We start from the raw sequence: 22,225 nt of genomic DNA, 5'->3' as shown, positions 1-22,225 counted from the left end.
TCACGTCGGGAAACGACTGGAGAGACGTCAAGATGTCGGAGAAACTTCATCCCGTTCCCGCAGGCTTCGAGAAAAGCGCCCGCATCAACGAGCAGGACTACCACGCCCTCTACGAACGCTCGCTGACCAGCCCTGCGGCCTTCTGGGCGGAGCAGGCGCAGCGCATCGACTGGATCACGCCCTTCACCAAGGTGAAGCATACGAGCTTCGACATTCACAATGTGTCGATCCGCTGGTTCGAGGACGGCACGACCAATGTCGCCATGAACTGCATCGACCGCCATCTGCCGCATCGCGCGCATCAGACCGCGATCATCTGGGAAGGCGACGATCCCGCGCTCTCGCGCCACGTCACTTACGGCGAACTGCATGAGCAGGTCTGCCGCTTCGCCAATGTGCTGAAGAAGCACGGCGTCAAGAAGGGCGATCGCGTCACCATCTATCTGCCGATGATTCCCGAGGCCGCCTTCGCCATGCTGGCCTGCGCGCGCATCGGCGCGGTGCATTCGGTGGTGTTCGGCGGCTTCTCGCCCGAGGCGCTCGCGGGACGCATCGCGGATGCAGCTTCCGACGTCGTCGTCACCGCCGACGAGGGGCTGCGCGGCGGGCGCCGGGTGCCCCTCAAGAGCAATGTCGACGCGGCGCTCGAGAAGGTCGAGGGCGTCAAATCGGTCATCGTCGTGACGCGCACCGGGGCCGAGGTCGACATGACGCCGGGGCGCGACTATCGCTATGAGGAAGAGGCGGCGAGCGTTCACGCCGATTGCCCCTACGCCGAGATGAATGCGGAAGACCCGCTCTTCATCCTCTACACGTCCGGCTCAACCGGGCAGCCCAAAGGCGTGGTGCATACGACGGGCGGCTATCTCGTCCATGTCGCGCTCACCCATGAGGCGGTCTTCGACTATCGCGACGGCGAGGTCTATTGGTGCACGGCCGACGTCGGCTGGGTGACGGGCCACAGCTATATTCTCTATGGCCCGCTCGCCAATGGCGCGACGACCCTGATGTTCGAGGGCGTGCCGAATTATCCCGACGTCCGCCGCTTCTGGGAAGTCATCGACAAGCACAAGGTGTCGATTTTCTACACGGCGCCGACGGCGATCCGCGCGCTGATGGCGGCGGGCGAGGAGCCGGTGAAGAAGACGAGCCGCAAATCGCTGCGGCTTTTGGGCTCGGTCGGCGAGCCGATCAATCCCGAAGCCTGGGAATGGTATCACCGCGTCGTGGGCGAGGGGCGCTGCCCGATCGTCGACACCTGGTGGCAGACGGAGACGGGCGGCATTCTCATCGCGCCGCTACCGGGCGCGACGGCCCTGAAGCCGGGCTCGGCGACGCGGCCGCTGTTCGGCGTCTTTCCGGAAATCGTCGACGCCGGCGGCAATGTGCTCACAGGCGCCTGCGAAGGCAATCTCGTCATCGCCGATTCCTGGCCGGGCCAGGCGCGCACGGTCTTCGGCGATCACGAGCGCTTCGCGCAGACTTACTTTTCCGCCTATCCCGGCAAATATTTCACCGGCGACGGGGCGCGGCGCGACGCGGACGGCTATTACTGGATCACGGGACGGGTCGACGACGTGATCAACGTCTCGGGCCATCGCCTCGGCACGGCGGAAATCGAAAGCGCCCTCGTCGCCCATGAGAAGGTCTCGGAAGCCGCCGTCGTCGGCTATCCGCACGACCTGAAAGGTCAGGGCATCTACGCCTATGTCACGCTGATGGAGGGCGCGCACGCCACCGAGCATCTGCGCAAGGAGCTCGTCAAATGGGTGCGCGCGGAGATTGGCCCGATCGCGGCGCCGGACGTGATCCAGTTCGCCTCCGGCCTGCCCAAGACGCGCTCGGGCAAGATCATGCGGCGGATCTTGCGCAAGATCGCCGAAGGAGAATTCGGCGCGCTGGGGGATACGTCGACGCTCGCGGACCCGGGGGTCGTGGAGGAGCTCGTGCGCGAGAGGCCCGGAGCGTGAAAGCTCGATTCGGACAATGACGGAGCCGAAGGGCTTTTTGGCAGTAACGTCTGCCTTAAAAACATGGGGAGCGCCGCCCGAAGCGCAGCAACGCCTCGGGGCCCTTGTTATCGTCTGGGGGGTGTTCGAGACCCACCTGGAACGACTTGTGTGCGATCTCACCGCACATGTCAGCGCCAATCTCCTTGACCTTGCCGTCGAGAGCTCCTGGGTTTTGTGCCGGATCGTTTTAGCGGCGCAAGCCGTTCACGAGCGGGAGTCGACGGCGCGGCACATTCTGGCTCTGCGCTCGGATGCCAAGCGAGTGAATTGCGCCACCTTGCAGAATTGATGAATTGCGAAAAAACTAAATCTGGCGACGCGGCTTTGAGCAGAATCGCAGGCCCACGAACCGGGAACCGGAACCGTGCGCCGGCGCCGCTCATTGACACAGGGCGGTGGCGAAAAATGAGCCGCCATTGGCGCCCACGCGCCTGTTCCACAGCGCGCCGCCGCCTCACCTTTCGTCCAAGCAGAGAGAGGAGTGGGTGAATGCGGCGTTCCGTCCTCGCCGGGCTACTCGCAGCAGCCCCCGCAAGCGCGGACCTCGACGGGGAACAGGGTCGCTTTCTTGGTCGTCGCGGCCAAACGCGACGTCGAGATAAGCGACGACGCGCCGCAGATCGTCGCCGAGACGACGGTCGCCGGCGAGCGCGGCGCGGCCATGAGGCGCGGCGTCAGCCGCCTCGCCGGTTTCGTCCCCACTGCGCTCGCACGACACTGTTCTGGCCTCTTCACGTCCTGGTCGAGGTCGGCCGCAGCTACGACTGACGACCCAGGCGCGCCCGTCCTCGCCGCAAAAGCCGTCAAGAGCGTAACGCGGGGACGGGCGTAGTCTTACTTGCGAAACAACGCGAGCGCTTCTTTCGCCAAAACGCCGCCGGTGATCTCGATCGAGACGAAAGGCGCGGCGCGGGCGAGCGATTCGCTCGTCGCCATGATCTGGCCGATGCGCGTCGCGAGTTCGGCGATCGAGGCGGCGTAGACCAGCCGACCGAAGCCGCACCACAAAATGGCGCCCATGCACATCGGACAGGGCTCGCCGGTCGTATAGAGCGTCGCGCCGTGGAGCTCCGCCGCCGGGCGGCGGGCGACGAAACGGCGGATCGCGACCATCTCGCCATGGGCGGTCGGATCGTTGGTCCTGATCCCCATGTTGCGCCCCCTGGCGACGACCTTGCCTTCGCGCACGATCACCGCGCCGAAGGGAAAATCTCCCTTTGCCGCCTCGTCGAGAGCAAGGCGCATGAAGGCCTCGTCCCGCGCCTGAACCGGGGCGACAATGGCGTCGGCGTCGGCGGCCGAGGGCAGGGCGGCCCCGATCCCGACGCAGGCCAAAGCCGCGAGGGCGTCGCGCCTGTCCCAACGTCGCCGGCATCCGCAGGCGCACGAATTCGCTTCCATCTCGCCCTCATAGGTTCTCAGGCCGCCGCCGGCGCCGCCAGGCCGCTCCTCCCCAGCCCGCTCGTCGCCCGGCCGTCTGTCTCTCGAGCTTGACATGCAACGCCCGCCAATGCCACTCGGCGCGAAACACGGAAAAAACCGAAAGGGCGGAGGCGATGGCGAAGGCGTTTATTTTCCCCGGACAGGGCTCGCAGGCGGTCGGCATGGGCAAGGCGTTGGCGGACGCCTTCGCGCCGGCGCGCGCGGTTTTCGAGGAGGTCGACGACGCGCTGTCGCAGCCGCTCTCGAAACTCATGTTCGAAGGACCAGAGACCGAGCTGACGCTCACCGCCAACGCCCAGCCGGCGCTCATGGCGGCCTCCCTCGCCGCAATCCGCGTGCTCGAGGCCGAATGCGGGCTCGATCTTCGGAAAGACGCCGCCTTCGTCGCCGGCCATTCGCTCGGCGAATATTCCGCGCTCGCCGCCGCTGGCGCGCTCTCGATTTCCGACACGGCGAAGCTCTTGCGCATCCGCGGCGACGCCATGCAAAAGGCCGTGCCGGTGGGCGAGGGCGCGATGGCGGCGCTGCTCGGCGCCGACCTCGAGCAGGCCCGCGACATCGCCGGCGCGGCCGCCGCGGCGCTTTCGGCCGTCTGCCAGGTCGCAAATGACAATGGCGGCGGGCAGGTGGTCATTTCCGGCGCCAAGGCCGCCGTCGAAAAGGCGATGGAGATCGCCAAGGAGAAGGGAATCAAGCGCGCCGTGCTGCTCCCCGTGTCCGCCCCCTTCCATTGCGCGCTGATGCAGCCCGCCGCCGACGCCATGGCGCAGGCGCTGGCCGGCGCGACGATTGCCGCGCCCTGCGTCCCCGTCGTCGCCAATGTCACGGCGGCGCCGGTCGCCGACCCCGAGACGATCCGCCGGCTGCTGGTCGAGCAGGTCACGGGCGCGGTGCGCTGGCGCGAATGCGTCGCCTACATCGCCGACCAGGGCGTCACACAATTCGTCGAATGTGGATCGGGCAAGGTGCTGGCCGGGCTGTTGAAGCGCATTGCGCCGGGCGCGACCGCGATCTCCGTCGGCGCGCCGGCCGATCTCGACGCCTATCGCGCCTTCTAAAGGAGGGGCTCAAAGCCCCGCGATAAAATGGGCGAAGGCGAGCGAGCCTTCCGGCCAGGGGCCGTGGCCGCTCTCCGCGTTGAGATGGCCCGCCGGCCCGGCGTCGATGAAGCGCGCGCCGATCTCCTCGGCGAGGATGCGCGCGAAAGACGCGTCCGCGTAGGGATCATTGCTGCCGCCAACCAGGAGCGCGGGAAAGGGGAGGCGCGCCCGGGGCACGGGCAGAAACGCCGAATCCACGTCCGGCATTTCGCGGATCACCGCCTCCGAGGGCGGCGCGACGAGAAAGGCGCCGGCGAATTTGCTGCGCAATTGCTGCGCAGCATGAAGCGCGGCGATCACGCCCAAGGAATGGGCGACGAGCACGACGGGCCGGCTCGAGGCCAGAACCTCGCGACGGATCGCCTCGACCCATTCGGCGCAATCGGGATGCGCGAAATCGCGCTGGACGACGCGGCGGGCCGTCGAGAGCTTTTTCTCCCAGCGGCTCTGCCAATGTTCCGGACCGGAATCGAGATAGCCCGGAACGATGAGAATAGTGGCCTCGGCGGCGCGCATCAGGCGGGCGCGTTCACGAAGGCGCCGGCGAGCGCGTCGGCGATGAGCTTGCGCGTTTCGGCGACGCCATAGAGCGCGATGAAAGAGCCGAACCGCGGCCCCTTCTTCTCGCCGAGCAGCACCTCATAGAGCATGTTGAAGAAATCGTTGGAGACGCCCGGACGCTCCGGCGTTGCGCCCTTGGCGGCGAAATCCTGATAGCGCGGCACGGCCCGGCCGACGTCGTACAGCGCCGCCTGTATCTCTTCGGCCGTCGCGCCCGCAGGCAAAGCGGCGAGCGTCGCGTCGATCCTGTCCAGCACCCCGCGCTCCACCTCGTCCGCCGCCCGATAGGATTTCGCAGGCTTTACGAAATCGCGAAAGTAAGCGACCGCATAGCCCACGAGCTTGTCGAGATGCGGGTGGTTTTCGGGCGAGGCGCTCGGCGCGTAGCGCTTGAGAAAGCCCCACAGCACGGCGGGGTCCTCGGCGTTGGCGACGGCGGCGAGATTGAGCAGCATGGAGAAGGAGACGCTCGTTCCCTTCGCTTCGCCGGCATGTTCGAGCGTCTCGGGCGGCGGCGGGTTGCCGGCGTGGATGTGCCAGACCGGATTGCCGAGGCGCTGGCGCCAGTCCTGGCGCGGATAGGCGTCGAGAAAGGTCAGATAATCGTCGACGGCGCGCGGGATCACGTCGAAGTAAAGCCGCTTCGCCGCCGTCGGCTTTTGATACATGAACTGCGCGAGGCTCTCGGGGCTCGCGTAGGTCAGCCATTCCTCGATCGTGAGTCCGTTGCCCTTGGACTTCGAAATCTTCTGGCCCTTCTCGTCGAGGAAGAGCTCGTAATTGAAACCCTCCGGCGGGCGGCCGCCGAGCGCGCGCACGATCGCGCCCGAAAGCTTGACCGAATCGATCAGATCCTTGCCGGCCATCTCGTAATCGACGCCGAGCGCATACCAGCGCATCGCCCAGTCGGGCTTCCACTGCAGCTTGCAATGGCCGCCGGTGACGGGCGTCGTGAATTTTTCACCGGTCTCCGGATCGGCCCAGTCGATCGTTCCGGCCTCGGCGTCCATGCCGGTCAGGGCGACCTGCATGACAATGCCGGTGCGCGGGTGGATCGGCAGGAAGGGCGAGTAGGTCGCCGCGCGCTCCTCGCGGAAGCTCGGCAACATGATCTTCATGACCGCGTCGTAGCGGGCGAGCATATGTTTCAAAGCTGCGTCGAAGCGCCCGCCTTTGTAATATTCGGTCGAGGAGGCGAATTCGTATTCGAAGCCGAAGGCGTCGAGGAAGGCGCGCAGCCGCGCATTGTTATGGGCGCCGAAACTGTCGTGCGTGCCGAACGGGTCCGGCACCTGCGTCAGCGGCTTGCCGAGATGCGCGGCGACAAGCTCCTTGTTGGGGATGTTGTCGGGGACCTTGCGCAGCCCGTCCATGTCGTCGGAGAAGGCGATGAGCCGCGTGGCGATCTTGCCTTCGGTGAGCGTCTCGAAGGCGCGGCGCACCATGCTGGTGCGGGCAACCTCGCCGAAAGTGCCGATATGCGGCAGGCCCGACGGGCCGTAGCCGGTTTCGAACAGCACGGATTTCTGCCCGCTCGCCTCGATCCTTTTGACGAGCTTCTTCGCCTCCTCGAAGGGCCAGGCGGGAGACACGCGGGCGGCGTCGAGAAGTTCGGGCGTGAGAACGAGGGAGGCGGACATGTGCGCGGCGGTGACCATCGAAAGAGGCGGGAAGCCCGGCACAGTAGGTAGCGACGCGGAGGGCGTCAACGCAGAACAGGACTTAAAGGCGCGCGGGAAATGGAGCGTCGGGCCCGCTTCCCTCTCTCTCGCGCGCTCGGGACAAAGCGGCGCGGCCGGCGCGGCGGCATGTGCAAAAAAATGAAGGCGAGGGGCTCTTTCGAGCCGCCGTCGCCTTCAGTAGGCCATCTACCTAACGATCGGGGGACGCAAGCGTCAATTGGCGCAGGTCACGCTGCGCATGTAGCGGACGCGGCCGCGCTCGTCTGTGCTTGGTTTCAGAACGAGCGTGCAATCTTCGTCCTCTGCGCCAAAGGCGCGTCCCACCCTGATCGCCGGTCCGCGCGCCAGCGGACGCATGCCGTCGTCGTTGAGGCTGACCGCGGCCTGGACGGCTGCGGAGGACTGCTTGGCGGTCGGAACGGACGGCGCAGCCGCAACAGCGGCGCACAGACCAACAGCGACCGTAAATCCAAGGACAATCCGCGACGTGCGGCTTGCAAACGGGCTTTCGCGCGTAACGGCCATAAGGGCCCCTCCCACTCAGGTGACGAAAGGTCTTGTCCCTAGAACGCGAAACTCGAAACACTCTACGCGGACTTGGGTGTTCCTCTTTTTGTTGGGAGGGGAACGCTTCAGCTCAGGAAATGGTTGCATTGGCGCCACAAAAAAAATTTCTTTTTTGACGCCCTGCCACAATTGCGCCTTCTCGTCTCGCTGGCCGACAGACGGGCAAGCAGGCGAATCATGTGGCGAAACAATGTGTAAGCCGACGGGGAATCCTTCCGCGCCGGACCCGCTCGTCAGCGGATGATTACTTCCGCTCCAGCCGGGCGAAGAGGCTCGACGTGTCCCAGCGTTTCCCGCCCATGGCCTCTACCTCGGCGTAGAACTGATCGACGAGCGCCGCGACGGGAAGCTTGGCGCCATTCCGGCGCGCCTCGGCGAGGCAGATGGCGAGGTCCTTGCGCATCCATTCGACCGCGAAGCCGTGGTCGAACGCGCCCGCCAGCATGGTCGTCGTGCGGTTCTCCATCTGCCAGGATTGCGCGGCGCCGTTCTTGATGAGGTCGATCACGGCCTCGGCGTCGAGCCCTGAGCTTCTCGCAAAATGCAGCGCCTCGGAGAGGCTCTGGATCAGCCCGGCGATGGCGATCTGATTGACCATCTTGGTCAGCTGGCCGGCGCCGGGCGGTCCCATCAGCCTGCAGGCGCGCGCGTAGGACGCCATGACGGGCTCGGCTTTGGCGTAGACCTCCGGCTCCGCTCCGCACATGATCGTCAGCGCGCCATTTTCGGCCCCCGCCTGACCGCCGGAGATGGGCGCGTCGATCGCGCCGAGGTCCATTCGCCGGGCCTCTGCGGAGAGTTCGCGGGCGAGTTCGGCGGAGGCGGTCGTATGGTCGATGAAGATCGCCCTGGGCGACATCGCCTCGAAGGCGCCGTCCGGGCCGAGCGTCACCGAGCGCAGATCATCGTCATTGCCGACGCAGGAGAAGACGAAATCGGCGCCCTCCGCCGCCGCGCCGGGAGTCGGGGCCCATTTGGCGCCCGCGTGCTGCGCGACAAATTTTTCGGCCCTGGCGGTGGTGCGATTATAGACGGTGACCCTATGTCCGGCCCGCGCGAGGTGCCCGGCCATGGGGTAGCCCATGACGCCGAGCCCAAGAAACGCGACGTTGTGCGATGTCGTCATGGCTCAGCCGCCCGTCGTGCTCATGTGGCGCGCAACCGACGGCGCTTGCGTCGCCCGGTCGATCACAAAGTCGTGGCCCTTGGGCTTGCGGCGGATCGCGGCTTCGATCGCGGCGTGCAGCAGCGCGTCGTCGGCGCTTTCGCGCAAGGGGGCGCGCAGATCGGCGGCGTCTTCCTGTCCAAGGCACATGAACAGCGTGCCGGTGCAGGTGACGCGAACCCGGTTGCAGCTCTCGCAGAAATTATGGGTGAGCGGCGTGATGAAGCCGACGCGCCCGCCGGTCTCCTCAGTCCGCATGTAGCGGGCCGGGCCGCCGGTGCGATAGTCGATCTCGGTCAGCGTGAACGCCTCGGCGAGCCTGTCGCGCACCGACGACATCGGCAGATATTGGTCGACCCGCGCCGGCCCGTCGAGTTCGCCGAGCGGCATGACTTCGATGAAGGTCATGTCCATGCCCCGGTCGTGGGCGAAGCGGACCAGAGAAACGAACTCATCTTCATTGACGCCCTTCAGCGCCACGGCGTTCAGTTTCACCTTCAAACCGGCGGCGCGCGCGGCGTCGATTCCCGCCATCACGCGGGCAAGGTCGCCGGTGCGGGTCAACGTCCGGAAGCGGGCGGGGTCGAGCGTGTCGAGCGAGACGTTGATTCGTTTCACGCCGCAATCGGCGAGCTCTTGCGCGAAACGCGCGAGCTGCGAGCCATTGGTGGTGACGGTGAGCTCTTCAAGCGCGCCGGAAACGAGATGGCGCGACAAAGCGCGAAACAGCTTCATCACGTCATGACGCACCAGCGGCTCGCCGCCGGTGATGCGCAGCTTCTTCGTGCCGCGCGCGATGAAAGCGGCGCAGAGCCTGTCGAGCTCCTCGAGCGTCAGCAGGTCCTTGCGGGGCAGGAAGGTCATATGCTCCGACATGCAGTAAACGCAGCGAAAATCGCAGCGGTCGGTCACCGAGACGCGCACATAGGAGACCGCCCGCCCAAAGGGATCGATGAGCGGCGCGGGGGCCGAAGCGGCGGGCGTTTGCGAATGGGCGTTCATGTCTGGCGCTTTCAACGGGCCAATCTTGGGGCAATCTTGCCGGAGCCGACATCCATATATTGCCCGCGCCGGCTGCGGGGAAGCCCGAGCGTTTCCGTGCGCCGATCGGGAATTCCGATCGTGGCGCCACAGAAGCTTTCCTGCGGGAGTCCGTAATCTCCCCAATTCCGATCGAGGTCCGCTGCGCTTAGGGTCGGCGCGCCATGACGCCAAGGTCGGGCGGCCCGAACTGTCTCTCGTAACCGGGCCGCCCGCAGCTTTTGGCTGGGCGCGAATTCCTGCATTGACGCTTTCGGCCGCCAGTCGGTAAGAGGCTGGACCGCCCGCAGCGCAAGCCGCCTCAACCCGCGCAAAAATGCAGGAGCGCCCGTGACCGCCGACCCCTGGCCCACCGAAATTCGCCTTCTCGACGACGGCCGTCGGTTGCGCGTCGCTTTCGACGACGGCGCCAGCTTCACGCTGAGCGCCGAGCTTCTGCGGGTGCGGAGCCCCAGCGCCGAGGTGCAGGGCCATTCGCCCGCCGACCAGAAAACGGTGGGCGGCAAGCGCAATGTCGCGATCATCGCCGTGGCCCCGGTCGGCAATTACGCGGTTCGCCTCGACTTCGACGATCTGCACCGCACCGGCATTTACACGTGGCGCTATCTGCGCGCGCTCGGCGAGACCGCCGAGACGAGCTTTTCCGCTTATCTCGAAGAGCTCGCCGCCAAGGGGCTGGATCGCGACCGGCCGGGCGAAGCGTGAGCGGGCAAGCTGCGAGGCGGCCTCGTCCGTCGAGACGCCGAGCACGCTCGTCAGATAAGACCCTCATGCTGAGGAGCCGCCGAAGGCGGCGTCTCGAAGCATGAGGGGGTCCAATGGATGATCCTTCGGGATGACCCCGCTTACCGCGTGACCACCACTTTGGTGCCGACTTTCACGCGGCTGTAGAGGTCGACCACATCGTCATTGGTCATGCGGATGCAGCCCGAGGACACGGCCTGACCGATCGTCTCGGGCTCGTTGGAGCCGTGGATGCGGTAAAGCGTGCCCGAGAGATACATGGCGCGGGCGCCGAGCGGATTGTTGACCCCGCCCTCCATGTGGCGCGGCAGATCGGGGCGGCGGCGCAGCATCTGGGCGGGCGGCGTCCAGTCCGGCCATTCGCGCTTCGAAGAGATGAAGCGCACGCCCGACCATTCGAAGCCCGGGCGGCCGACGCCGACGCCGTAGCGAATGGCCTGGCCGTTGCCGAGCACGTAATAGAGCCGGCGCTCGCTGGTGTTGATGATGACCGTGCCCGGCGCGTAGCTGGCGTCGAAGGCGACGATCTCGCGCGGAATGGCGACAGCCTGCGGGCGGCCGTCGGGACCATTGGGCGCGACCGGGGTCGGCGCGCCGCCGAAGAGCAGGCTCAACGGGTCGTCGGCTTCCTGCGCGAAGGCGCCGCGCGCATGGCCTTGCGAGACGAGCGCGGCAGTGGCGACGAGAGAACAGAGCGATGCAAGGACAAGCCGTCGCATAATAAATCCCGTATTTCCGAAGGCGAAAAAGTCCGCGCCGAGGGGAGCGGCGCGGACGGTGACTGCGTCGATTAGACTCACAGGCAGGCGCCCTTCGCAAGCGTGAAGCGCGCCTGGCGCGCGTTTCCCTCGCGGCGTGGCTCTCCTGCAACAGTCGAGCGGCTAAAACTTCAATGTGATCGCCTGTTTAACGCCGGGCAGCGCGCGGAGCTCGGCAAGCGTCGCCTCGGGCAGGGGGCCGTCGATCGCGACAAGCGCGACGGCCCGCCCGCCAGGCCGGTCGCGGCCGAGCGCGAAAGTCGCGATATTGACCTGCGATTCGCCCAGCGCTCCCGCGAAACGACCGATGTAGCCGGGACGGTCCTCATTCTCCGTGTAGATCATCGAGGGCGCGAATTCGGCGTCGACGTTGATTTCGCCGATTCGCAGCAGGCGCGGCTTGCCGTCGTGGAACACGGTTCCGGCGACCTTGATGTCGCCGTCGCGCGTCTTCGCGACCAGCGTCACGAGCGATTCATAGTCGCTCTGCGCCGCCCGGCTCACCTCGTCCACGGAGAGCCCGCGCTCCTTGGCGATCGCCGGCGCGGAGACCGGATTGACCGAGTCGAGAATGGGCCGCAGCATGCCCGCGAGCGCCGCGGCCGTCAGCGCCTTGGTCTTCTCGCGCGCGATCGCGCCTTCGAAGGTGACGGAGAGCGTGTCGACGCCGCAGCGCGCGATCTGCCCGACGAGCAGGCCGAGCTTTTCGGCAAGCGCGACGAAGGGGGCGAGCCGCGGCGCCTCCTCGGCCGAGATCGACGGAAAATTCACCGCGTTGGAGACGGCCCCGCGCGTCAGATAGTCGGACATTTGCTCGGCGATCTGCAGCGCGACCTTCTCCTGCGCCTCTGCGGTGGAGGCGCCGAGATGCGGCGTGCAGACAACGTTCTCCAGCGCGAAAAGCGGGTTGTCGATCGCCGGCTCCACGGCGAAAACGTCGAGCGCCGCCCCACCGACATGGCCGTCTTCGAGCGCGCGGCGCAGCGCCGCCTCGTCGACGAGCCCGCCGCGCGCGCAATTGATGATGCGCACGCCGCGGCGCGTCTTGGCCAAGGCCTCGGCAGACAGGATGTTGCGCGTCTGGGCGTTGAGCGGCGTGTGCAGGGAGATGACGTCCGCGCGGGCCAGCAGATCGTCGAGGTCGACCTTTTCGACGCCTATCGCCTGCGCACGCTCTTCCGTCAGGAAAGGATCAAAAGCGAGAACGCGCATTTTCAGCCCGAGCGCCCGGTCGGCGACGATTGCGCCAATATTGCCGCAGCCAATGACGCCGAGCGTCTTGCCGGCGATTTCGACGCCGAGGAAGCGATTCTTCTCCCATCTGCCTCTTTTGGTCGAGGCGTCGGCGGCGGGAATGTCGCGGGCGAGCGCGAACATGAGCGCGATCGCGTGTTCCGCCGTGGTGACGGAATTGCCCGAGGGCGTGTTCATCACGATCACGCCCTTGGCGGTCGCGGCGGGAATGTCGACATTGTCGACGCCAATGCCGGCGCGGCCCACGACCTTCAGCCGGTCGGCGCGCGCCAATACGTCCGCCGTGACCCTTGTGGCCGAGCGGATGGCGAGGCCGTCATAGGCGGCGATGGCGGCGGCGAGCCGGTCCTTGTCTTTGCCGAGCGAGGGTTCGAAATCGGCCTCGATCCCGCGCAGGCGAAAGATCTCGACGGCGGCGGGCGAGAGGGAATCGGAGATGAGGACGCGGGGCGGCATGAATGGCTCCTTCAGCCGGTCGCTTCCATATAGGCCCAGTCGAGCCATTGCGTCAGCAGCGCCACGTCGGCGGCCTCGACAGTCGCGCCGCACCAGATGCGAAAACCCGGCGGCGCGTCGCGATAGGCGCCAAAATCATAGCCGGCGCCTTCCCTTTCGATCATCGCGACCATTTGCTTGGCGAGCGCGGCCTTTTCTTCCTCCGTCGCGACGCCGGCCAAGGGCGAGAAGGCGAGGCAGACGCTGGTGTTGGAGCGGGTCGCCGGGTCTTTGGCGAGGTGGTCGATCCAGGGCGTACGGGCAACCCATTGGTCGACGACGCCGGCGTTGGCGTCGCAGCGGGCCCGCAGCGCGTCGAGACCGCCGATCGACGCTCCCCACCTCAGCGCGTCGAGATAATCCTCGACCGCCAGGAGCGAGGGCGTGTTGATGGTCTCGCCGCTGAAAATCCCCTCGATGAGGCGCCCGTTTTTCGTGAGCCGGAAGATCTTCGGCAGCGGCCAGGCGGGGGTATGGCTTTCCAGCCGCTCGACGGCGCGCGGCGAAAGGATCAGCACGCCATGCGCCGCCTCGCCGCCCATGACCTTCTGCCAGCTGAACGTCGCGACATCGAGCTTCGAAAAATCGAGATCCTGCGCGAACGCCGCCGACGTCGCGTCGCAGATCGTCAGCCCTTTGCGGTCGGCGGGGATGAAATCGGCGTCGGGGACGCGCACCCCCGACGTCGTGCCGTTCCAGGCAAAAACGACGTCATGGTCGAAATCGATGTGCGAGAGGTCCGGCAAGGCGCCATAGGGCGCCGTGAAAATGCGGGCGTCCGGCAGCCTGAGCTGCTTGACGACGTCGGTCGCCCACCCGCTCGAAAAGCTCTCCCAGGCGACGACGTCGACTCCGCGGGGGCCGAGCAGCGACCACAGCGCCATTTCCACCGCCCCGGTGTCGGAGGCGGGAACGACGCCGATGCGATGATCGGGCGGAACGCGCAACAACTCTCGCGTGAGGTCGATCGCTGATCTGAGCTTTTCCTTGCCCGGTTTGGAGCGATGCGAGCGGCCGAGCGTCGCCCCCGCGAGGGCCTCGAGCGACCACCCCGGCCGCTTGGCGCAGGGGCCGGAGGAAAAGCAGGGATTGGCCGGCCGGGAGCCGGGTCGGGGCGTCGCCATGTCTGTCTCGCGCGCGGGAGCGGGAACACCCTCCCGCGCTACGCTCTCGCCATGGCGCCGTCAAGACGGCCGCGCCGTCCGGCTTAACCGCGGACTGAAAGCTTGCGGTAGGGGTTTTCCAGGCCGGTCAAGAAGATATGCCCGAATTCCGTTTTTTCGAATGTCACCGTCTCCGCCGGCAGGGCGATCGCGACCGATACGACCTTGAGCGGAAAGCCCGGCGTCGCCGAAATGCTGTCGAGCTTGATGTCCGTCGCGCCGGCGCCAACCGAGAAATCGGCGACGACGGCGCCGTCGGCCGAAAAAGCGCGCGCCCAGCCGGGCGTTCCGACGGATTTCGCCGGGGTCGGGTTTTCGGCGAAGGCGGGCGCTTTGGCGGCGTCGAAGGCGGGGCTCGCAAACACATACTCGGCGAGAACCGAACTGCGGGTCACCGGATGGTCCGGCGACGGCGGTCGGCCGACCGAGTAGAGCACAAGCTTGCCCCCGGAGAGCGCGGCGGCGATCTCTTCTTCGGCGACGCTGGCGTAGGCTTCGGCTAGTCTCATTACTGGCGCTCCTTTTTTTGCTCGTTTTGTCGGGGTTGCGACAAATCAGGCCCACTTGGGGCCGTCCGAGGCCGCTTTCCGCAAGCGCCGTGCCGCCTCCGCCGCTGGCGCGATTTTTTCTTCTGGCGCCGGGCTAAGAAAAAGGGAGAAGCGCCATGTCCGGGCCGAAGGACTACAAATATTTTTTGACCTACAGCGGCGTGCGCATGCCGCTGAAGCTCGTCGAGCCGCTGGGACCCGACGAACTGGGAAACCGAAACACCTATTTTCGCGCCACCTATGACGCCGACGGCCGGGTCGCGACCTGCGAGAAACTCGTTTATGGCGAGGTGGAGCTCTCCCACGTCTACGCCTATCGTGACGATGGCACGCTCAGTCACGCGCGCATCGAACTGGGCGACGAGGTCACCGATGTCGATTGCGACGCGCGCGGCGCCCCGATACGCTGCTGATCGCGGTTCGGGAGCTGCTCATGAAACCTGCCCTCGCCATATTGCTCACGCTGCTCGCGGCGGGGCCGGCCGCGGCCGTGCCGCTCCGCAAGGTGATCAGCGACTGCGGCGCGGACGGCAAGGCCTATTGCGAGGGCGTCGGCTATGGCGCGCCGATGCAGGCCTGCCTGTCCCGCAACAAGGCGCGCCTCGCGCCCGCGTGCCGGGAGATCATCGAACGGCTGGAGAAGGGCGAGGAGGTGGAGATTTTAGGGTAGGCCGCCCGGCGCGTCAGAGCGCCTCGCCGGGCGCCTTGGCGGTGACGGCCAGCGCGTGCAGGCCCTCTTTCAGCTCCTGGGCGAGCAGGGCGTTGACCATTCGGTGGCGGTCCACGCGACTCTTGCCCTCGAAAGCCGCGCTCACCACCTCGACGCGGAAGTGGCTCTCATTGCCATGGCGCTTGTCGCCGGGGTGTCCGTGACCCGCGTGATGGTGCGATTCGTCGATCACCTTGAGTGAAATTGGCGCGAGCGCCTCGGTGAGTTTTTGCTCTATGCTTGTCGCCACCGGGCCCTTGACCGCGCTCTTACTCTTGTCTGTCATCGTCGCTTCCTCGTCTCCCGGCCCAGCTAAGTCCCGGGCGCCTCTCTTGCAAGATCGGGCGCAGGCCTAAAAATTGGCGCGGTCCGCGCTTGCGGCCGGGCCCGTCGCCATCATAATGGAATGAAATGAACCTCAATTCGCCCCTCTTCGACCGCATCCGGACGCAGCGTGAGCCGCGCCGCGAGGAGAAGCGCGAGGCGACCATCAAATGCGATTCGCCCGGCTGTGCGGCCGAGGGAACCTATCGCGCCCCCATGGGCCGGCTGCGCGAGGGGCAATATTTCTGCTTCTGCCTCGACCACGTGCGCGAGTACAATTCGAACTACAATTATTTCAACGGGATGAACGACGCGGACGTCGCCCGCTACATGAAGGACGCGACCGTAGGCCATCGCCCGACCTGGACGATGGGCACGCGCCGCGGCGCGGCGGGCTTCCGCGAGGACGGCGGGCCGACCGGCGATCCGCTCGGGATGTATCGCGCCCGCCACCACCGACGCGCGCCGGAGAAGCGGGAGCCGCGCTATTCGCCGGTGACCATGCGCGCCTTTTCGGCGCTCGGCCTCGACGACGCCGCCGGCCCCGAGATCGTCCGGGCGCGTTACAAGGAACTGGTCAAAAGGCTCCACCCGGACGCCAATGGCGGGGACCGCTCCCGCGAGGAAAAATTGCGGGAAATCATTCATGCCTATAAGACGCTGAGGGCCGCGCGACTCGCGTAGCGTCCGGGCGTCGCGGAACGCTCGGAGCGCCGCCAGACGGAGGAAGATTTTGGTCGATACAGTCAATGGCTCGGGGCTCGAGAGCACGCCGGACATCAAGGTTTCGGCGCGTCAGGTTTTCGGGATCGACACGGATCTCGTGGTCCCGGCCTTCTCCGAGCGAAACGAACATGCCCCCGACGTCGACCCGGATTATCTCTTCGACCGGCAGACGACGCTCGCCATTCTCGCCGGCTTCGCCAAGAACCGCCGCGTCATGGTGACGGGCTATCACGGCACCGGCAAATCGACGCACATCGAGCAGGTGGCCGCGCGGCTCAACTGGCCGTTCGTGCGCGTCAACCTCGACAGCCACATCTCCCGCATCGACCTCGTCGGCAAGGATGCGATCGTGCTCAAGGACGGCAAGCAGGTCACGGAGTTCCGCGACGGCATCCTGCCCTGGGCCGTGCAGCATAATGTGGCCCTCTGCTTCGACGAATATGACGCCGGCCGGCCCGACGTGATGTTCGTGATTCAGCGCGTGCTGGAAGTCTCGGGGCGTCTGACGTTGCTCGACCAGAATCGGGTCATCCGTCCGCATCCGGCCTTCCGCCTCTTCGCCACCGCCAATACGGTGGGGCTCGGCGACACCTCCGGCCTTTATCACGGCGTGCAGCAGATCAATCAGGCGCAGATGGACCGCTGGTCGATCGTGACGACGCTCAATTATCTGCCGCATGACGCCGAGACCAACATCGTTACCTCGAAGGTCAAGTCCTATGGCGCCACCAAGGAGGGGCGCGACGTGGCCAACAAGATGGTCCGCGTCGCCGATCTGACCCGCAACGCCTTCATGGCCGGAGACCTCTCCACCGTCATGAGCCCGCGCACGGTCATCACCTGGGCCGAGAACGCGGAAATCTTCAACGACGTCGGCTTCGCCTTCCGCCTCACCTTCCTCAACAAATGCGACGAGCTGGAGCGGCCGCTGGTGGCGGAATTCTACCAGCGCTGCTTCGGCAAGGAGTTGCCGGAGAGCGCGGTGAATGTGGTGATGACATAGCGGAGCCTTGTCTATATGCTGCAGGGCATGGCGGACGGACCAGAAAACCTCGTGCTGCAGCAACTGCGCGTGATGCGCGCGGAAATCGCCGATTCGCACGCGCAACTCAGAAGCGAGATGAACGCTCTGCGCGACGAGATGAAAAGCGACATGCATTCGCTGCGCGCCGACGTCGCCTCGGACCTTCTGGCCATGCAGGCGAAGAACGAGGCGGAGCACAAGGCGACGCGCGAACAGGTCGCCGGGTTGCGGCGCGCGGTGGTGGAATATCGCTCGGCCGTGCTCGGCCACGGCGCGCTGATTTAGCGATCTCGAAGGCCGCGTGCGGCGGCTGGAGCAGAAAGTCGGGGTTTCCGACGCATAAGGTCGGACCCTGCGCTTTACAGAGCGCCGCGCGCAGCCTAATTTCCGCGCACTTCAACGGGGGCGCCCGCTTCCGGTTTCAATTGAAAGAACAAGTCCCATGCGCGCCGAGCCGCTTGCGCTCAAAGAACAGATCGAGCAGTCCATGGGACTGCTGAGGAGGCATCTTTGACGTCGAGACCGCAACCCGCCGTCTCGCCGAACTGAACGTCAAGGCCGAAGACCCGAATTTCTGGAACGATCCCGAAGAAGCGCAAAAGCTGATGCGCGAACGCACCCAGCTCGAGGAGCAGATGGGGGCGCTCGACAAGCTCACGCGCGATCTCGAGGACGCGCTCACCCTCGTCGAACTGGGCGAGGAGGCGGGCGACGCCGCCACCGAAAAGGAGGGCGTCGACGCCCTCAAGGCCGTGCTCAAGGAGGCGCAGCTTCGCCAGGTCGAGGCGCTGTTCTCGGGCGAGGCCGACGGGAACGACACCTTCATCGAAATCCACTCCGGCGCCGGCGGCACCGAAAGCCAGGACTGGGCGCGCATGCTGTTTCGCATGTACGCCCGCTGGGCCGAGCGCAAGAAATTCAAGGTCGAGGTGATCGAGGAGACGGCGGGCGAAGAGGCTGGCATCAAGTCGGGCACGCTGCTGGTCAAGGGCCACAACGCCCATGGCTGGGCGAAGACCGAATCGGGCGTGCACCGGCTCGTGCGCATCTCGCCGTTCGACTCAAACGCCAGGCGGCATACGAGCTTTGCGTCGGTCTGGGTCTTTCCGGTGGTCGACGATCGCATCGAAATCAACGTCAATGAATCCGATTGCCGTATAGACACGTATAGATCATCCGGCGCGGGCGGTCAGCACGTCAATACGACGGACTCGGCGATCCGTATCACGCATCTCCCGACCGGCATTGTCGTCGCCTGTCAGGCCGAGCGTTCGCAGCACAAGAACCGCGCCACGGCCTGGAACATGCTGCGCGCGCGGCTCTACGAGCTGGAGATCGAAAAGCGCGAGGCGGAGGCCAACAAGGTCGCCGCCAGCAAGACCGACATCGGCTGGGGCCACCAGATCCGCTCCTATGTGCTGCAGCCCTATCAGCTGGTGAAGGATCTGCGCACCGGCGTGACCTCCGGCACGCCCGCGGAGGTGCTCGACGGCGATCTCGACGACTTCATGCAGGCCTCGCTCGCCCAGCGCATCTACGGCGGCGGTCCGGAGTCGGTCGAAGACGTGGAGTAAGGGCCCCCGTCAGGGCGTCCAGCTTTCGAGCGAGAGGCCGGGAAGATCGGCGAAATCCTCCGGCGCGAGGGTCGCGAGCGTGCGGTCCTCGGCGATGGCTTGCGCGGCGGTCAGGCGGTCGAGCATGCGCCGCCGTTTGGGCTCGATCTCCCGCAGCAGCGCGCCATAGGCCTCCGCCGCCCTGCGATCGAACGGCAAGATGTCGAGGTTCTGGGCGATCAGGTTGAGATTTTCCGCAAGACGCGCATTTTTGCCGGCCGCCGCCGCGGCGCCGAGTAACTCGGCGTAGACGAGGGCGGGGATCGCCACCTCGCCGATCGGAAGCCGCGCGAGCCGCGCCAGCGTCGCCGCCTCGCCGCTCGCCGCCGCGAAGAGCGTCGTGGCGTCGAGCAGGTAGCGCGCCATCAGTCGGCCTCCGGCCAGTTCCGCTTCGGCGGCTTGAACGCCGGCCGGTCCAGCGGTCCCGGCGCGGGCCCCCGTCCCAGCCGCGCGACCAGCGTCGACATGTCGAGGCGGGCAGGGGAGACGAGAAGGCTCTCGCCCTGGCGCGTCACCACGACCTCGGCGCCCTCGGGCGGCGCGATGTCCCGCGGCAGGCGCACCGCGAGACTGTTGCCGGATCGAAAGACCTTTGTCGTCGCCATGGCGGGAGAGTCCCACCCGCCGCTTGGCTTGTCAATACTCGTATCTACTGAAGAACGCCGCCGAGCGCCGAGGCGGCTCTCAGGAAGCGCGCTGGATCCACCGCCTCGCCGTCCAGGCGCACCTCATAGTGCAGATGCGGCCCGGTGGAGCGCCCGGTCGAGCCCACCCTGCCGACGCCGGCGCCGGGCGACACCTGCTGGCCGGGCGTGACGCTGATGACCGAGAGATGGCCGTAGCGGGTCGACATGCCGCCGCCATGGTCGATCTCGACCAGATTGCCATAGCCCCCCTGCGGCCCGGCGACCGTGACGACGCCCGCGGCCGTGGCTCTGACCTGCGCGCCTTCCTCCTCGCGCAGATCGACCCCGCTGTGCAGCGCGAGCCTCCCGAAGAAGGGGTCGGTGCGATAGCCGAAGGCGGAGGTGAGCTGCAACGGGCCGGCGAGCGGCTTGCGCAGCGGGGCGAGGGGAAGCGCGCGGCGCAATCCGTCGAGCGTCGCGACGGCCGTTTGGGCGGCGGCGAGATGGCGTTCGAACAGCCCGTCTGCCTCCGCTGCGGGAGCGGCGACGAAGGGGCCGCCAACGGCGGTCGCTTCCCTGCGCCGCGGCTTGCCGCCGTCCCGCGCGCCCGTCCCGCCGATCAGCCGCTCCACCGGGACGCCGGCCATGTCGAAGGCTTCGCGCAGCCGTGAGGCCTCTTCCATCGCCGGCCGCAGAATGCCGGACAGCCGGCGCGTCTGTTCGCGCTCGACGCGGTCGAGCGACAAGGCGAGGCGTTCCAGCCGCACAGGCAACGGCGCGCCGGGATCGCGCGCCTCGGCCATAGACGCGTCCGGCGCGGCGAACGACACGTCGACGGGCGTGACGCGCTCGCGCTTCGGCGTCGCCGGCGGGGGCGGCAGCGGAACCGGCTTCGGCTCGTCGCCAAGCCTCAGTTCGAGCCCCTCCGGCTCTGGCTTGGCCGGCTCGGCGGCTTTCGCCGGCGCCTGCGCGGCATGGGGACCGGCGTCTACGGTCCCCGCGAGGGCGGCCGGCCCTTTGGCCGCGCGCCCCTCGGCGCGACCGGTCGGGGCGATCATGGTCACGCCCGCGTCTCGGGCGAGGGCGCCCTCGACGAGGCGCGCGACAACGGCGGCGCGCGTTTCGAGTTGCGCCTGACGCAGGACGAGGCTCTGCACCTTCCCCTCGACTCCGTCCTGATCGATGATTTGCCGGCTCGCCAGCTGATCGAGGCGCAGGCGCAACGCGGCGATGCGGTCTTCGTAAGCATATTGCATGCGCGTCTGACGCTCGATCAGGCCGGCGAGAAGCCTGTCGTGAAACATCAGATAGCCGGCGGCGCCGAGCACCGCCGCGGCGAACAGAAGGACGAGTCCGCCGCCGGCGGCGCAGAGCCCCCGCGAGAGACGATAGCGGCGGCGGCGATGGCCGCGCGAGACTTCGAGAATAATGTCGCCCGACGCGTCGACGAAACGGTGCTGCTCGCGATAACCCATGATCCTACCCGCGGAGCCCTGGCTCCCTCAGTCCGACGGGACGTTCGCGCCGCTCGATCGCCCCTCACTCCAAGCGCAATAAGAAAACCATTAGGGTTAATGCTTCGACAAAAAGCCGAGCTTCTGCTCAAGGCGTGTGCAAGGCGTAGACAGTCGCGGGCCTGGCGCTTATGGTTTCTGGAGCCAATGGTTTTGAAGATATGCTGCGCCTTCTGACCCGTTTTCTCGGTCTGCTGCTGCTGGCGGGGGGGTTCATCGCCCTCATCGTCGACGGCACCCGCTCGATCGCCGGCGGCCAGTTGCTGGTCACCACGCTGCGCAAGGGGCTCGCCGAGGCCGTGCCCGCGCTTTATCGCTCGGTCGAAACGAGTCTCGCCGGGAAATCCGCTTTCCTGTGGGATTCGGTCATGTCGACGGCGATGCTGCTGCCGGTCAGCGTCACCCTCGGCGGCGTCGGCGCGCTGCTCATTGTCTTCAGCCACAAGCAGGAAGCCGCCAATCGCTATTGGCGCCGCTGAAACCGCGCTTATCTCTTCTGGCATGGCTCTTTTCGACAAGCTCGACCTCGCCCGCCGACTCGCTCCCCTGCCGGACCGCGAGACGCCTGTTCCACATGGCGCCCGGCATTTTGTGAACGGCCATCCGCTCGACCCGCCGTTTCCGGTCGGGACGCAGGAGGCGTTGTTCGGCCTGGGCTGCTTCTGGGGGGCCGAGCGCAAATTCTGGCAGGCGGGGGAGGCCGTCTATGTCACGGCGGTCGGCTATGCCGGCGGGACGACGAAAAACCCCACCTATGAGGACGTCTGTTCCGGACGCACCGGTCACGCCGAGGTCGTGCGCGTCGTCTATTTCCCAACGGCGATCTCGTTCGAGCAGCTTCTGAAGCTTTTTTGGGAAAGTCACGATCCGACCCAGGGGATGCGGCAGGGCAATGACGTCGGGACGCAATACCGCTCGGCGATTTACGTCTCGAACCCCGAGCAGCTGGCGGCCGCCGAGGCCTCACGGGCGGAGTACCAACGCGTATTGACGGGGGCCGGCTACGGCGCGATCACAACCGAGATCAAACAGGCGCCGCCCTTCTATTACGCCGAAGCCTACCATCAGCAATATCTCGCCAAAAATCCCGGCGGCTATTGCGGGCTCGGCGGCACCGGCGTGTCCTGCCCGGTCGGCGCCGGCGGAGCCTGACGCG

General features: G+C 66.7%; 27 protein-coding genes. 13 read left to right on the top strand and 14 right to left on the bottom strand.

Translation table 11 applies throughout. From position 1 onward, the window contains the following. Positions 1–32 precede the first annotated feature (32 nt). The 3 genes from acs to RVU70_RS07165 all read left to right on the top strand — a co-directional run bounded on the left by acs (position 33) and on the right by RVU70_RS07165 (position 2,844). Entirely contained in the window at positions 33–1,970 is a 1,938-nt protein-coding gene (gene acs, locus RVU70_RS07175; RefSeq protein WP_363350416.1) for an acetate--CoA ligase, read from the top strand. 16 nt (positions 1,971–1,986) lie between these two features. Then, positions 1,987–2,301: a hypothetical protein gene (locus tag RVU70_RS07170; RefSeq protein WP_363350414.1), complete on the top strand. Its 315-nt coding sequence runs from the start codon at positions 1,987–1,989 to the stop codon at positions 2,299–2,301. Positions 2,302–2,493: 192 nt separating this feature from the next. Then, positions 2,494–2,844 (top strand): hypothetical protein, encoded by a 351-nt coding sequence (locus tag RVU70_RS07165; protein WP_363350412.1) that lies wholly within the window; start codon positions 2,494–2,496, stop codon positions 2,842–2,844. Between the two features lie 2 nt (positions 2,845–2,846). Here the strand turns inward: RVU70_RS07165 and RVU70_RS07160 are convergent, their stop codons facing one another. Beyond that, positions 2,847–3,509 (bottom strand): nucleoside deaminase, encoded by a 663-nt coding sequence (locus tag RVU70_RS07160; RefSeq protein WP_363350410.1) that lies wholly within the window; start codon positions 3,507–3,509, stop codon positions 2,847–2,849. A gap of 59 nt (positions 3,510–3,568) precedes the next feature. Here RVU70_RS07160 and fabD point away from each other — a divergent pair, with 59 nt between their 5' ends. Further along, entirely contained in the window at positions 3,569–4,513 is a 945-nt protein-coding gene (fabD, locus tag RVU70_RS07155) for an ACP S-malonyltransferase (protein WP_363350408.1), read from the top strand. 9 nt (positions 4,514–4,522) lie between these two features. Here the strand turns inward: fabD and RVU70_RS07150 are convergent, their stop codons facing one another. The 5 genes from RVU70_RS07150 to moaA all read right to left on the bottom strand — a co-directional run bounded on the left by RVU70_RS07150 (position 4,523) and on the right by moaA (position 9,532). Then, the gene (locus RVU70_RS07150; protein WP_363350406.1) at positions 4,523–5,071 is read right to left on the bottom strand and encodes an alpha/beta hydrolase; all 549 of its coding nucleotides are present in this window, start codon (positions 5,069–5,071) and stop codon (positions 4,523–4,525) included. Continuing rightward, the gene (locus RVU70_RS07145) at positions 5,071–6,756 is read right to left on the bottom strand and encodes a lysine--tRNA ligase (protein ID WP_363350404.1); all 1,686 of its coding nucleotides are present in this window, start codon (positions 6,754–6,756) and stop codon (positions 5,071–5,073) included. The genes RVU70_RS07150 and RVU70_RS07145 overlap by 1 nt, the downstream gene beginning before the upstream one ends. 255 nt (positions 6,757–7,011) lie before the next feature. Continuing rightward, a complete protein-coding gene (locus tag RVU70_RS07140; RefSeq protein WP_363350402.1) occupies positions 7,012–7,323 on the bottom strand; it encodes a hypothetical protein in 312 nt (103 codons plus the stop codon). 286 nt (positions 7,324–7,609) lie between these two features. Further along, positions 7,610–8,491: an NAD(P)-dependent oxidoreductase gene (locus tag RVU70_RS07135; protein WP_363350400.1), complete on the bottom strand. Its 882-nt coding sequence runs from the start codon at positions 8,489–8,491 to the stop codon at positions 7,610–7,612. A gap of 3 nt (positions 8,492–8,494) precedes the next feature. Beyond that, positions 8,495–9,532 carry a GTP 3',8-cyclase MoaA gene (gene moaA, locus RVU70_RS07130; RefSeq protein WP_363350398.1) on the bottom strand — a complete coding sequence of 346 codons (1,038 nt, stop codon included), beginning with the start codon at positions 9,530–9,532 and terminating at the stop codon, positions 8,495–8,497. Between the two features lie 369 nt (positions 9,533–9,901). On the opposite strand from moaA, the gene RVU70_RS07125 reads away from it, so the two are divergent. Then, complete coding sequence (locus RVU70_RS07125; RefSeq protein ID WP_363350396.1) at positions 9,902–10,276, top strand: DUF971 domain-containing protein; 375 nt, start codon at positions 9,902–9,904, stop codon at positions 10,274–10,276. 140 nt (positions 10,277–10,416) lie between these two features. On the opposite strand, the gene RVU70_RS07120 is transcribed toward RVU70_RS07125, so the two are convergent. The 4 genes from RVU70_RS07120 to RVU70_RS07105 all read right to left on the bottom strand — a co-directional run bounded on the left by RVU70_RS07120 (position 10,417) and on the right by RVU70_RS07105 (position 14,494). Then, positions 10,417–11,034: a L,D-transpeptidase gene (locus RVU70_RS07120; RefSeq protein WP_363350394.1), complete on the bottom strand. Its 618-nt coding sequence runs from the start codon at positions 11,032–11,034 to the stop codon at positions 10,417–10,419. A gap of 162 nt (positions 11,035–11,196) precedes the next feature. After that, positions 11,197–12,783 carry a phosphoglycerate dehydrogenase gene (gene serA, locus RVU70_RS07115; protein ID WP_363350392.1) on the bottom strand — a complete coding sequence of 529 codons (1,587 nt, stop codon included), beginning with the start codon at positions 12,781–12,783 and terminating at the stop codon, positions 11,197–11,199. An 11-nt stretch (positions 12,784–12,794) separates the two neighbouring features. Next, positions 12,795–13,946 (bottom strand): phosphoserine transaminase, encoded by a 1,152-nt coding sequence (locus RVU70_RS07110; RefSeq protein ID WP_363350390.1) that lies wholly within the window; start codon positions 13,944–13,946, stop codon positions 12,795–12,797. An 83-nt stretch (positions 13,947–14,029) separates the two neighbouring features. Then, positions 14,030–14,494, bottom strand: coding sequence for a hypothetical protein (locus RVU70_RS07105; protein ID WP_363350388.1), 465 nt, complete (start codon positions 14,492–14,494; stop codon positions 14,030–14,032). A gap of 155 nt (positions 14,495–14,649) precedes the next feature. On the opposite strand from RVU70_RS07105, the gene RVU70_RS07100 reads away from it, so the two are divergent. Beyond that, positions 14,650–14,946: a DUF6156 family protein gene (locus tag RVU70_RS07100; protein WP_363350386.1), complete on the top strand. Its 297-nt coding sequence runs from the start codon at positions 14,650–14,652 to the stop codon at positions 14,944–14,946. 20 nt (positions 14,947–14,966) lie between these two features. Continuing rightward, a complete protein-coding gene (locus tag RVU70_RS07095; protein ID WP_363350384.1) occupies positions 14,967–15,203 on the top strand; it encodes a hypothetical protein in 237 nt (78 codons plus the stop codon). A 13-nt stretch (positions 15,204–15,216) separates the two neighbouring features. Here the strand turns inward: RVU70_RS07095 and RVU70_RS07090 are convergent, their stop codons facing one another. After that, positions 15,217–15,528, bottom strand: coding sequence for a BolA family protein (locus RVU70_RS07090; protein WP_363350382.1), 312 nt, complete (start codon positions 15,526–15,528; stop codon positions 15,217–15,219). A 125-nt stretch (positions 15,529–15,653) separates the two neighbouring features. Here RVU70_RS07090 and RVU70_RS07085 point away from each other — a divergent pair, with 125 nt between their 5' ends. The 4 genes from RVU70_RS07085 to prfB all read left to right on the top strand — a co-directional run bounded on the left by RVU70_RS07085 (position 15,654) and on the right by prfB (position 18,890). Then, a complete protein-coding gene (locus tag RVU70_RS07085; RefSeq protein WP_363350380.1) occupies positions 15,654–16,250 on the top strand; it encodes a J domain-containing protein in 597 nt (198 codons plus the stop codon). 49 nt (positions 16,251–16,299) lie between these two features. After that, a complete protein-coding gene (cobS, locus tag RVU70_RS07080) occupies positions 16,300–17,295 on the top strand; it encodes a cobaltochelatase subunit CobS (RefSeq protein ID WP_363350378.1) in 996 nt (331 codons plus the stop codon). 15 nt (positions 17,296–17,310) lie between these two features. After that, a complete protein-coding gene (locus RVU70_RS07075; protein ID WP_363350377.1) occupies positions 17,311–17,601 on the top strand; it encodes a hypothetical protein in 291 nt (96 codons plus the stop codon). Between the two features lie 157 nt (positions 17,602–17,758). After that, positions 17,759–18,890 (top strand): peptide chain release factor 2 gene (gene prfB / locus RVU70_RS07070; RefSeq protein WP_363350376.1). Its coding sequence is split into 2 segments (ribosomal slippage): positions 17,759–17,827 and positions 17,829–18,890, totalling 1,131 coding nucleotides; the frame shifts between segments, so codons are not numbered across the junction. A 9-nt stretch (positions 18,891–18,899) separates the two neighbouring features. On the opposite strand, the gene RVU70_RS07065 is transcribed toward prfB, so the two are convergent. From RVU70_RS07065 to RVU70_RS07055, 3 genes are read right to left on the bottom strand one after another with little or no spacing between them, the layout of a single operon-like run. Beyond that, on the bottom strand, positions 18,900–19,295 hold the full coding sequence (locus tag RVU70_RS07065) for a PIN domain-containing protein (protein WP_363350374.1): 396 nt from the start codon (positions 19,293–19,295) through the stop codon (positions 18,900–18,902). Next, positions 19,295–19,534, bottom strand: a complete 240-nt coding sequence (locus RVU70_RS07060; protein WP_363350373.1) for an AbrB/MazE/SpoVT family DNA-binding domain-containing protein — start codon at positions 19,532–19,534, stop codon at positions 19,295–19,297. Before RVU70_RS07060 ends, RVU70_RS07065 begins: the two co-directional genes overlap by 1 nt. Before the next feature lie 44 nt (positions 19,535–19,578). Continuing rightward, complete coding sequence (locus RVU70_RS07055; protein ID WP_363350372.1) at positions 19,579–21,030, bottom strand: M23 family metallopeptidase; 1,452 nt, start codon at positions 21,028–21,030, stop codon at positions 19,579–19,581. A 200-nt stretch (positions 21,031–21,230) separates the two neighbouring features. Between RVU70_RS07055 and RVU70_RS07050 the strand changes: the two genes are divergently transcribed. Together RVU70_RS07050 and msrA are read left to right on the top strand one after the other, a co-directional pair. Then, positions 21,231–21,548 (top strand): hypothetical protein, encoded by a 318-nt coding sequence (locus RVU70_RS07050; RefSeq protein ID WP_363350371.1) that lies wholly within the window; start codon positions 21,231–21,233, stop codon positions 21,546–21,548. 22 nt (positions 21,549–21,570) lie between these two features. After that, positions 21,571–22,221 carry a peptide-methionine (S)-S-oxide reductase MsrA gene (gene msrA / locus RVU70_RS07045; RefSeq protein WP_363350370.1) on the top strand — a complete coding sequence of 217 codons (651 nt, stop codon included), beginning with the start codon at positions 21,571–21,573 and terminating at the stop codon, positions 22,219–22,221. Positions 22,222–22,225: the final 4 nt, after the last annotated feature.

The sequence above is a fragment of the Methylocystis echinoides genome, from assembly GCF_040687965.1.
GTDB classification, from domain to species: Bacteria; Pseudomonadota; Alphaproteobacteria; order Rhizobiales; family Beijerinckiaceae; genus Methylocystis; species Methylocystis echinoides_A.
The sequence above is the reverse complement of the archived record's forward strand: the minus strand, read 5'-3'. Positions and strand labels throughout refer to the sequence as shown.

Bases quoted from the DNA above. Each gene is read 5' to 3' on its own strand.
- RVU70_RS07160 (WP_363350410.1), bottom strand. From the start codon at position 3,509: ATGTCAAGCTCGAGAGACAGACGGCCGGGCGACGAGCGGGCTGGGGAG.
- RVU70_RS07135 (WP_363350400.1), bottom strand. From the start codon at position 8,491: ATGACGACATCGCACAACGTCGCGTTTCTTGGGCTCGGCGTCATGGGC.
- RVU70_RS07105 (WP_363350388.1), bottom strand. From the start codon at position 14,494: ATGAGACTAGCCGAAGCCTACGCCAGCGTCGCCGAAGAAGAGATCGCC.
- msrA (WP_363350370.1), top strand. From the start codon at position 21,571: ATGGCTCTTTTCGACAAGCTCGACCTCGCCCGCCGACTCGCTCCCCTG.
- RVU70_RS07170 (WP_363350414.1), top strand. From the start codon at position 1,987: ATGACGGAGCCGAAGGGCTTTTTGGCAGTAACGTCTGCCTTAAAAACA.
- serA (WP_363350392.1), bottom strand. From the start codon at position 12,783: ATGCCGCCCCGCGTCCTCATCTCCGATTCCCTCTCGCCCGCCGCCGTC.
- RVU70_RS07100 (WP_363350386.1), top strand. From the start codon at position 14,650: ATGTCCGGGCCGAAGGACTACAAATATTTTTTGACCTACAGCGGCGTG.
- RVU70_RS07140 (WP_363350402.1), bottom strand. From the start codon at position 7,323: ATGGCCGTTACGCGCGAAAGCCCGTTTGCAAGCCGCACGTCGCGGATT.
- RVU70_RS07145 (WP_363350404.1), bottom strand. From the start codon at position 6,756: ATGTCCGCCTCCCTCGTTCTCACGCCCGAACTTCTCGACGCCGCCCGC.
- RVU70_RS07090 (WP_363350382.1), bottom strand. From the start codon at position 15,528: ATGACAGACAAGAGTAAGAGCGCGGTCAAGGGCCCGGTGGCGACAAGC.
- acs (WP_363350416.1), top strand. From the start codon at position 33: ATGTCGGAGAAACTTCATCCCGTTCCCGCAGGCTTCGAGAAAAGCGCC.
- RVU70_RS07055 (WP_363350372.1), bottom strand. From the start codon at position 21,030: ATGGGTTATCGCGAGCAGCACCGTTTCGTCGACGCGTCGGGCGACATT.
- RVU70_RS07120 (WP_363350394.1), bottom strand. From the start codon at position 11,034: ATGCGACGGCTTGTCCTTGCATCGCTCTGTTCTCTCGTCGCCACTGCC.
- RVU70_RS07060 (WP_363350373.1), bottom strand. From the start codon at position 19,534: ATGGCGACGACAAAGGTCTTTCGATCCGGCAACAGTCTCGCGGTGCGC.
- RVU70_RS07085 (WP_363350380.1), top strand. From the start codon at position 15,654: ATGAACCTCAATTCGCCCCTCTTCGACCGCATCCGGACGCAGCGTGAG.
- RVU70_RS07075 (WP_363350377.1), top strand. From the start codon at position 17,311: ATGCTGCAGGGCATGGCGGACGGACCAGAAAACCTCGTGCTGCAGCAA.
- fabD (WP_363350408.1), top strand. From the start codon at position 3,569: ATGGCGAAGGCGTTTATTTTCCCCGGACAGGGCTCGCAGGCGGTCGGC.
- RVU70_RS07065 (WP_363350374.1), bottom strand. From the start codon at position 19,295: ATGGCGCGCTACCTGCTCGACGCCACGACGCTCTTCGCGGCGGCGAGC.
- RVU70_RS07150 (WP_363350406.1), bottom strand. From the start codon at position 5,071: ATGCGCGCCGCCGAGGCCACTATTCTCATCGTTCCGGGCTATCTCGAT.
- RVU70_RS07110 (WP_363350390.1), bottom strand. From the start codon at position 13,946: ATGGCGACGCCCCGACCCGGCTCCCGGCCGGCCAATCCCTGCTTTTCC.
- RVU70_RS07095 (WP_363350384.1), top strand. From the start codon at position 14,967: ATGAAACCTGCCCTCGCCATATTGCTCACGCTGCTCGCGGCGGGGCCG.
- RVU70_RS07050 (WP_363350371.1), top strand. From the start codon at position 21,231: ATGCTGCGCCTTCTGACCCGTTTTCTCGGTCTGCTGCTGCTGGCGGGG.
- moaA (WP_363350398.1), bottom strand. From the start codon at position 9,532: ATGAACGCCCATTCGCAAACGCCCGCCGCTTCGGCCCCCGCGCCGCTC.